Annotated in this window: 6 protein-coding genes; 5 read left to right on the top strand and 1 reads right to left on the bottom strand. The window is 74.0% G+C overall.

Annotation, left to right across the window (positions count from 1 at the left end):
* The coding region (locus tag NBW84_RS01195) for a SpoIIE family protein phosphatase (RefSeq protein WP_445548604.1) at positions 1–1,646 on the bottom strand (1,646 nt) is incomplete at its 3' end.
* 698 nt (positions 1,647–2,344) lie between these two features.
* Here NBW84_RS01195 and NBW84_RS01190 point away from each other — a divergent pair.
* From NBW84_RS01190 to NBW84_RS01170, 5 genes are all read left to right on the top strand, one after another.
* Entirely contained in the window at positions 2,345–3,808 is a 1,464-nt protein-coding gene (locus NBW84_RS01190) for an LLM class flavin-dependent oxidoreductase (RefSeq protein WP_250280873.1), read from the top strand.
* Positions 3,805–5,148, top strand: coding sequence for an LLM class flavin-dependent oxidoreductase (locus NBW84_RS01185; protein ID WP_250280871.1), 1,344 nt, complete (start codon positions 3,805–3,807; stop codon positions 5,146–5,148). The genes NBW84_RS01190 and NBW84_RS01185 overlap by 4 nt, the downstream gene beginning before the upstream one ends.
* 12 nt (positions 5,149–5,160) lie before the next feature.
* Entirely contained in the window at positions 5,161–5,325 is a 165-nt protein-coding gene (locus NBW84_RS01180; protein ID WP_250280870.1) for a hypothetical protein, read from the top strand.
* A 34-nt stretch (positions 5,326–5,359) separates the two neighbouring features.
* Positions 5,360–6,487 carry a 2-oxoglutarate and iron-dependent oxygenase domain-containing protein gene (locus NBW84_RS01175; protein ID WP_250280886.1) on the top strand — a complete coding sequence of 376 codons (1,128 nt, stop codon included), beginning with the start codon at positions 5,360–5,362 and terminating at the stop codon, positions 6,485–6,487.
* Between the two features lie 134 nt (positions 6,488–6,621).
* On the top strand, positions 6,622–7,907 hold a 1,286-nt coding region (locus tag NBW84_RS01170; RefSeq protein ID WP_250280869.1), incomplete at its 3' end, for a bifunctional o-acetylhomoserine/o-acetylserine sulfhydrylase.

Here is a 7,907-nt window from a genome sequence, read left to right as displayed (position 1 = left end):
TGGTCGGCGTTCTGGCTGCTGCCGGTGGCCAGCCGGGTGATGACGTCGTCGAGCCGGGTGAGCAGCTCGTCGGGGGTGGGGTCGGCGTCGGCGAGGGTGCGCACGGCGGTGCGCAGCTGGCCCATGGTGGCGGCGGCGTGGATGCCGTGGTCGGTGACGTCGCCGACGACGAGGGCGACGCGGGCGCCGGAGAGCGGGATGACGTCGTACCAGTCGCCGCCGACGCCGGCCTGGGCACCGGCGGGCAGATACCGGGAGGCGACGTCGACGGCTGTGTGCCGCGGGAGATGGTGGGGGAGGAGGCTGTGCTGGAGGGTAAGGGCGGTAGTGCGTTCGCGGGTGTAGCGGCGGGCGTTGTCGAGGCAGACGGCGGTGCGGGCGCCGAGCTCGTCGGCGAGGACGAGGTCGTCGGGGGTGAAGGGCCCGGGATGGTGCTGGTGACGGATGAAGACGGCGACGCCGAGAGTGCTGCCCCGGGCGCGCAGCGGAACAATCATGACGGAGTGGAGCCCGTACTCGCGGATCCGGGCGGCCCGCAGGGGGCTGGCCGCCATCCATCGTGCCATCGGCGGGTCGGAGATCCGGTAGGAGGCGCTCCGGCCGGTGGCGAGGACGGTGGCGATGGGGGAGTCCGGTGGGTAGATGTCGGTCTGGCCCAGCGCGACGACGGCTTCCGGCTGCCCCATGAGGGCGGACTGGTGGGCGGTACGGCGCAGCATCACCGGGGTGGTGATCGGGCCCGGCGGTGGCTCGTCCCCGTGGTAGACGGTGTCGAGAAGGTCGACGCTGGCCCAGTCGGCGAAGCGGGGGACGGCGATGTCGGCGAGCTCCTGGGCGGTGCGGGTGAGCTCGAGGGTGCTGCCGATGGCGGCGTTGGCCTCGTTGAGCAGGGTCAGCCGCTGCCGGGCCCAGTACCGCTCGCTGATGTCGAGCGACGCGCTGAGCAGGCCTCTGACCTGGCCGGCCGGATCCCGCACCGGTGACAGGGTGATCGCCCAGGCGCGTTCGCGGGGTTCGCCCGGTGCCTGGTGGAAGGCCCCGTCGGCCCCGTCGGCCCCGTGGGCCCGGTAGTCCTCGTAGGCCTCGTAATATGCGGGCTCGCCGGTCCGCACCACCTGGCGGGCCTGCTCGACCAGGCCGGCGGGCTGGTGCTGCCCGGGGGCGGGGAACACCTCCGCCGCCGGGCGCCCGCGCGCGTCCCGCTCCCGCAGGCCGGTCATGTGGGCCGACTCGCTGTTCAGCCGCCGGACCCGCACCTCGGTATCGAAGATCGCCAGGCCGATCGGGGCCTGGGTGAACGCCCAGTCCAGCAGCGTCAGCTCGGCCTGGCGCTCACGCTGGTGGTCACGCAGGTCCTGGACGGTGACGGCGGTCACGAACCACTGGGTGACCGTCCCGTCGCGGGCCGGCAGCGGCTGGGCGTGCAGCCACACCTCAAGGCCGTGCCCGTCGCGGTGGCACAGGACGGCGGTCCCGCTCCAGCTCCGCCCGTCCGCCAGGCGGCACCGGGCCGGTCGCGGGAGCGGGGCGGCGAGAAGATCGGCCACCGACCGCCCGACGACCTCGGCCGGGGAGTATCCGAGCAGGTGGGGGGTGCGGGAGCCACACGCGGTGACGGTGCCGTGCGCGTCCACGCCGGCCGTCATCGCACGTTTCACGGGGAGATCGCCGAAAAGGTCTCCTGGTATGGGGCTCTGTGCTCCCTCGCCGTCCATCTCACCCCCCGTCTTCCCCCCACGGACGCGGGCGAACCGGGACCGCCACACCCTACCCAAACCAGCCGTCCCCTCGCCGCCCGGCCCTCGCGGCCCGGCCCTCCCGCCCGCTGGCCCATACCGATTCTGTGCCGGCGGCGTCCCGTCCCGCCGCTGCCTGCCCGGCCGGGCGGTGGTGCTGGACCCCTGGCCACCGGTGCGGTTACATTCGGACAATGCGTGCCGGATCTGCGTCCTGGACGGTGATGCTCGACCCGTTCTGGTCCTCCCGCCGCGCGCATCACTTCGACCAGATCTGTTGACGTCGAACAGAGCCCCCGCTGATCCGGCCTGACAGCTAGTGGGTGCCGCAAGCCCGCCGTCCATCGTCAACGCCCCCTGGTGGCCCTGTGACGGCCCCGCGGCCTCATGCGGTGACGTGCTCCGTGCGATCCGCCCGGCCGTAATGATCATTTTTCGGCGGCGGTGAGCTGGTCGCGCCGCCGGCCACCCGGCCATGGCGCACCGCGACACGCCAGCCAACGACAGCCAGCCAACGACAGCCAGGCCACGGCACGACGCACCGATTGACCTGTCCCACCGCTTCGGCATGCCCCGGCCGCCGCGCCGGCGGTGGAGAGGACCCCGACATGACGACCCCCGTCACGGGCACGGCGCCGGCACCGGGCCGCTCCCGGCGCCGGCTGGCCCTGGGCGCGATCCTGCACGGCTCCGGCGGGCACATCGCCGGCTGGCGGCACCCGTCCTCGCCACCGGACGGCCAGCTCGACATCGACCATCACATCCGGCTGGCCAGGACGCTGGAACGGGGGACGTTCGACGCGCTGTTCGTCGCCGACACCGTGGCCATCTGGGGACACCAGTACGACTCGCTGCGGCGCACCGCCCGCGCCGACCACTTCGAGCCGCTGACCCTGCTGGCCGCGCTGTCCACCGTGACCGAGCGGATCGGCCTGGTCGCCACCGCGACGACGACCTACAACGAGCCGTTCCACATCGCGCGTAGGTTCGCCTCGCTGGACCATCTCTCCGCCGGCCGGGCCGGGTGGAACGTGGTGACGTCGGTGGTCCCGCTGGAGGCCGGCAACTTCGGCCGGGACACCCATCTCGAGCACGGCGCGCGCTACCTGCGGGCCGAGGAGTTCGTCGAGGTCGTCCGGGAGCTGTGGGACAGCTTCGACGACGGCGCGGTCGTCCGGGACACCGCGTCGGGGCACTACTACGACCCGGCCGGCCTGCGCACCCCGCACCATGCCGGCCCGCACTTCACGGTGCGCGGGCCGCTGAACATCTCCCGGCCGCCGCAGGGCCATCCGGTGATCTTCCAGGCCGGCTCGTCGGAGACCGGCCGGGCGTTCGCGGCCCGCCACGGCGAGGTGGTGTTCACCGCCCAGACCTCGCTGGCCGGCGCCCAGGCGTTCTACGCCGACATCAAGGCGCGCGCGGCGGCGTACGGCCGGGACAGCGACCACCTGCTGGTCTGGCCGCTGCTCTCGCCGTTCGTCGCGAGCACCCGGGAGCGGGCCCGGGCCCGCCTGGCCGAGCTGCAGGAGCTGGTGCACGACGACGTGGCCCGCCGGCTCGTCCAGGACAACATCGGGGATCTCGACCTGTCCGGATACCCGTTGGACGGGCCGCTGCCGCCCATCGGCGCGACCAACCGGAGCCGCAGCCGCCAGGAGCTGATGCTCGACCTGGCCCGCCGCGAGAACCTCACGATCCGCCAGCTGGCGCTGCGGTTCACCACCGTGGGCGCCGTGGCCGGTACCCCGGAGGATGTCGCCGACCACATCGAGGAGTGGTTCACCAGCCGCGCCGCCGACGGTTTCACCATCAGTTTTCCCTACCTGCCCGGCGCCGCCGAGGACTTCGTCGACCTCGTCGTCCCCGAGCTGCGCCGCCGCGGGCTGTTCCGCCACACCTATGGGACGACGACGCTGCGCGGCCACCTCGGCCTGCCGCGCCCCCGGGCCGGCATCGGGGGCGCTGGGGGCACTGGGGGTGCCGGGGGTGCCGGGGGCGCCGGGGGCGCCGGGCAGCCGGTGGGCGCGGGGCGGCAGGCCGGGCCGGGGGCAGGGGAAGGAAACCGATGACCCACGGCAGGCGGCTGCGCCTCAACGCCTTCCTCAAGCCGCCGGGGGAGTTCCTGGCCGCCTGGCGGCATCCGGGCGCCGTCCCGGACGCGGGCGTGAACATCCGGCACCTGATCGAGCTGGCGCGGACCGCCGAGCGGGCCTGCTTCGACGCGCTCTTCTTCGCCGACCTCGTCGGGGTGCCCTTCGCCGACCAGGAGGTGCTGCGCCGGGTCTCGGTGGTCAACGACTCCTTCGAGCCGACGACCCTGCTCGCCGCGCTGGCCACCGCCACCAGCCGGATCGGGCTCATCGCCACCGCGTCCACCACCTACAACGAGCCCTACCACCTGGCGCGCACGTTCGCCTCGCTGGACCATCTCAGCCGGGGGCGGGCCGGCTGGAACCTGGTCACCTCGCTCAACGACGCGGAGGCCCGTAACTTCGGCCTGCCCGAGCACGTCGGGCACGCCGAGCGCTACCGGCGGGCCGCGGAGTTCCACCAGGTGGTGACCGGCCTGTGGGACAGCTTCGACGACGACGCGTTCCGCCGCGACCAGGCGTCCGGGATCTACTTCGACGACGACCGGGTGCACCGGCTCGACCACCGGGGAAGGTACTTCTCGGTGACCGGGCCGTTGAACATCCCCCGCCCGCCGCAGGGCCATCCGGTGGTCGTCCAGGCCGGCTCCTCCGAGGCCGGTAAGTCGCTGGCGGCCGCGGCCGCGGACGTCGTCTTCACCCACCATCCCGACGGCGCCGCCGCCCGGGCCTTCTACGCCGAGATCAAGGCGCGGGCGGCCGCGGCCGGCCGGAACCCGGAGCACGTCCTCGTCCTGCCGGCGCTGTCCACGATCGTCGGCCGCACCCTGGCCGAGGCCGAGGACAAGGCCGAGCGGCTGTACGCGCTGCTCGACCCGCGGGTGGCGCTGGCCGATCTCGCCTACTGGCTCGGCGGCGTCGACCTGTCGACGCACCCGCTGGACGGGCCGCTGCCGCAGCTGCCCGTCTCGAACCAGAGCCGCAGCGCCCAGCGGCTCATCGTGGAGCGGGCCCGGGCCCGCAACCTGACCATCCGCGAGCTCGCCAGGGGGCTGGCCCGCGACGAGCGGACCATCGTCGGCACCCCGGAGACGGTCGCCGACCACATCCAGGAGTGGTTCGAGACGCAGGCCGCGGACGGTTTCAACGTGATCTTCCCGTACCTGCCGGAGACGCTCGACGACTTCGCGGACCTGGTCATCCCGCAGCTGCGACGGCGCGGCCTGTTCCGGGCCTCCTACGAGGGCCGGACCCTGCGCGAGAACCTGGGGCTGCCCCGCCCGGCCAGCCGGTACGCCCGCGACCGGCGCGGCGCGTGACCGCTGTCCGGCATGTCCGACCGAACGGCGGTCACCGACCGTCGTCACTTCCGGCCCACGGCCGACGAGGAGGCCGACGATGACCGGGACGACCGGGACGACCGGGACGACCGGGACGACCGGGACGACCGGGACGACCGGGACGACCGGGACGACCGGGACGACCGGGAGGCCTGAGAGGACCCGCACCGGCAACGTCAGCGCCGACGGCATCGGTGCCGGGAGCGCCGACGCCGACAGCACCGGCCCGGACGGGCCGGGCAGCGCCACCGCCAGGCCGGCGGCCGCCCTGCCCACGCTGGATATCGGCCCCTACCGCACGGGCGGCCCCGGGCGGACGGCGTTCCTGGCGGCGCTGCGCGCGGCCTGCCACGGGCCGGGCTTCTTCTACCTCACCGGGCACGGGATCCCGCCGGCCGCCACCGCCGCCGTGCTGGCGGTCAGCCGGGAGTTCTTCCACCTGCCCGAGGCCGTCAAGCTCGAGATCGAGAACATCCACTCGCCGCACTTCCGCGGGTACACCCGGCTCGGCCACGAGATCACCCGGGACAGCCCGGACATCCGCGAGCAGATCGACATCGGCGACGAGCGCCCCGCCCGCCGGCTCGGCCCGCACGACCCGCCCTACCTGCGCCTGGACGGCCCCAACCAGTGGCCGGCCGCGCTCCCCCGGATGCGGGGGATCGTCGGGGCCTACCTGGCCGAGCTGGGACGGCTCGCCCGCACGCTCGTCCACGCGTTCGCCGAGTCCCTCGGCCTGGCCGCCGGCCACCTGGACCCGACGTTCGCCGTCGACCCCCGCTCGCACCTGAAGCTGATCCGCTACCTGCCCGCGCCGCCGGGCTTCGCCGCCGGCTACGACCAGGGCGTCGGCGCCCACAAGGACGGCGGCTTCGTCACGTTCGTCCTCCAGGACGACAGCGGCGGCCTGCAGGTGGCGCGCAGCCCGCGGGCGGGCACGGACGTGCCGGCCGACGGCTGGATCGACGTCACCCCGGTACCGGGGACCTTCGTGGTCAACATCGGTGAGATGTTCGAGCTGGCGACCCAGCGTTACTACCGGGCGACCGTGCACCGGGTCGTCAGCCCGCCGGCCGGGACGGAGCGGGTGTCGGCGGCCTTCTTCTTCGGCCCGCACCTGTCGGCGACGCTGGCGCCCCTGCCGCTGCCGGACGAGCTGCGCCGGCAGCTGCCGGCGGCCGAGCCCCCCGACCCGCGCAACCCGATCTTCGCCGAGCACGGCGTCAACACCCTCAAGAGCTGGCTGCGCAGCCATCCCGAGGTGGCCCGGCGGTACTACTCCGACGTCGAGGCGCCCGCCGGCCGAGGAGCATACTGATCATGTCGCCCGGCCCGGTCCGCCGGTTGTGGGCAGGTGAGCCGGCGGCGGCAGGACGGCGGCAGGACGGCGGGCGGTGGCAGACGGCGGCCAGGCAGTGAACCGACCAGGTAGCGAGCAGTGAGAGGGAACCCGTGACGAGCGAGCCCACGACGTACAGCTTCGAGACCCGGCAGGTCCATGCCGGCGCCCAGCCGGATCCGGCGACGGGTGCCCGCGCGGTGCCGATCTACCAGAGCACGTCGTTCGTCTTCGACGACACCCGTCACGCGGCGGACCTGTTCTCGCTCGCCGAGGTCGGGTTCACCTACACCCGGGTGGTCAACCCGACCCAGGACGTCCTGGAGCAGCGGGTCGCGGACCTGGAGGGCGGTGCCGCGGCGCTGGCGGTGGCCAGCGGCCAGGCGGCGCAGGCGCTGGCGATCCTCACCATCGCCTCCGCCGGCGATCATCTGGTCTCGTCGTCGTCGCTGTACGGCGGGACGTACGCGCTGTTCGCCCACACGCTCTCCGAGCTCGGCATCGAGACGACCTTCATCGACGACCCCGACGACCTGGGTGCCTGGAAGGCCGCCGTGCGCCCGAACACGGCCGCCCTCTACGGGGAGACGATCGGCAACCCGCGCGGGAACGTCCTCGACATCGCCGGGGTGGCCGGGGCCGCGCACGAGGCGGGCGCGCCGCTCATCGTCGACAACACCCTGGCCTCCCCGTACCTGTCCCGCCCGCTCGAGCACGGCGCCGACGTGGTCGTGCACTCGGCGACGAAGTTCATCGGCGGGCACGGCACGTCCATCGGCGGGGTCATCGTCGACGGCGGCCGGTTCGACTGGGGCAACGGGCGTTACCCACGGTTCACCAGCCCGGATCCGTCCTACAACGGGCTGGTGTTCCTCGAGGCCTTCCCGGAGACCGCCTACATCGTGCGGGCCCGGGCGAAGCTGCTGCGCGATCTCGGCCCGGCGCTGTCGCCGGTCAACGCCTTCCTGCTGCTGCAGGGGCTGGAGACGCTGTCGCTGCGGGTACAGCGGCACTCGGAGAACGCGCTGGCGGTGGCGCGCTGGCTTGAGGGCCGCGACGACGTGCTGTGGGTCGCCTACCCGGGGCTGGAGACCAGCCGCTGGCACGCGGCGGCGACGCGCTACCTGCCGGCCGGCGCCGGTGCCGTGCTGGCCTTCGGGATCCGCGGCGGCGCGGCGGCGGGCCGGGCCTTCGTCGAGGCCCTCCAGCTGCACAGCCATCTGGCCAACGTCGGCGACGTGCGCTCGCTGGCGATCCATCCCGCCACGACCACCCACGCCCAGCTCACCGCGGCCGAGCAGGCCGCGAGCGGGGTCAGCGGTGAGCTGGTCCGGCTCTCGGTCGGCCTGGAGGGGATCGACGACATCCTCGCCGACCTGCGCACCGGCTTCGCCGCTGC

Origin of the sequence: Protofrankia sp. CiP1_Cm_nod2 (assembly GCF_920664355.1) — a bacterium.
GTDB lineage: Bacteria > Actinomycetota > Actinomycetes > Frankiales > Frankiaceae > Protofrankia.
This window is presented reverse-complemented; position numbering and strand designations above follow the sequence as displayed.

Bases quoted from the DNA above. Each gene is read 5' to 3' on its own strand.
- NBW84_RS01190 (WP_250280873.1), top strand. From the start codon at position 2,345: ATGACGACCCCCGTCACGGGCACGGCGCCGGCACCGGGCCGCTCCCGG.
- NBW84_RS01185 (WP_250280871.1), top strand. From the start codon at position 3,805: ATGACCCACGGCAGGCGGCTGCGCCTCAACGCCTTCCTCAAGCCGCCG.
- NBW84_RS01180 (WP_250280870.1), top strand. From the start codon at position 5,161: ATGTCCGACCGAACGGCGGTCACCGACCGTCGTCACTTCCGGCCCACG.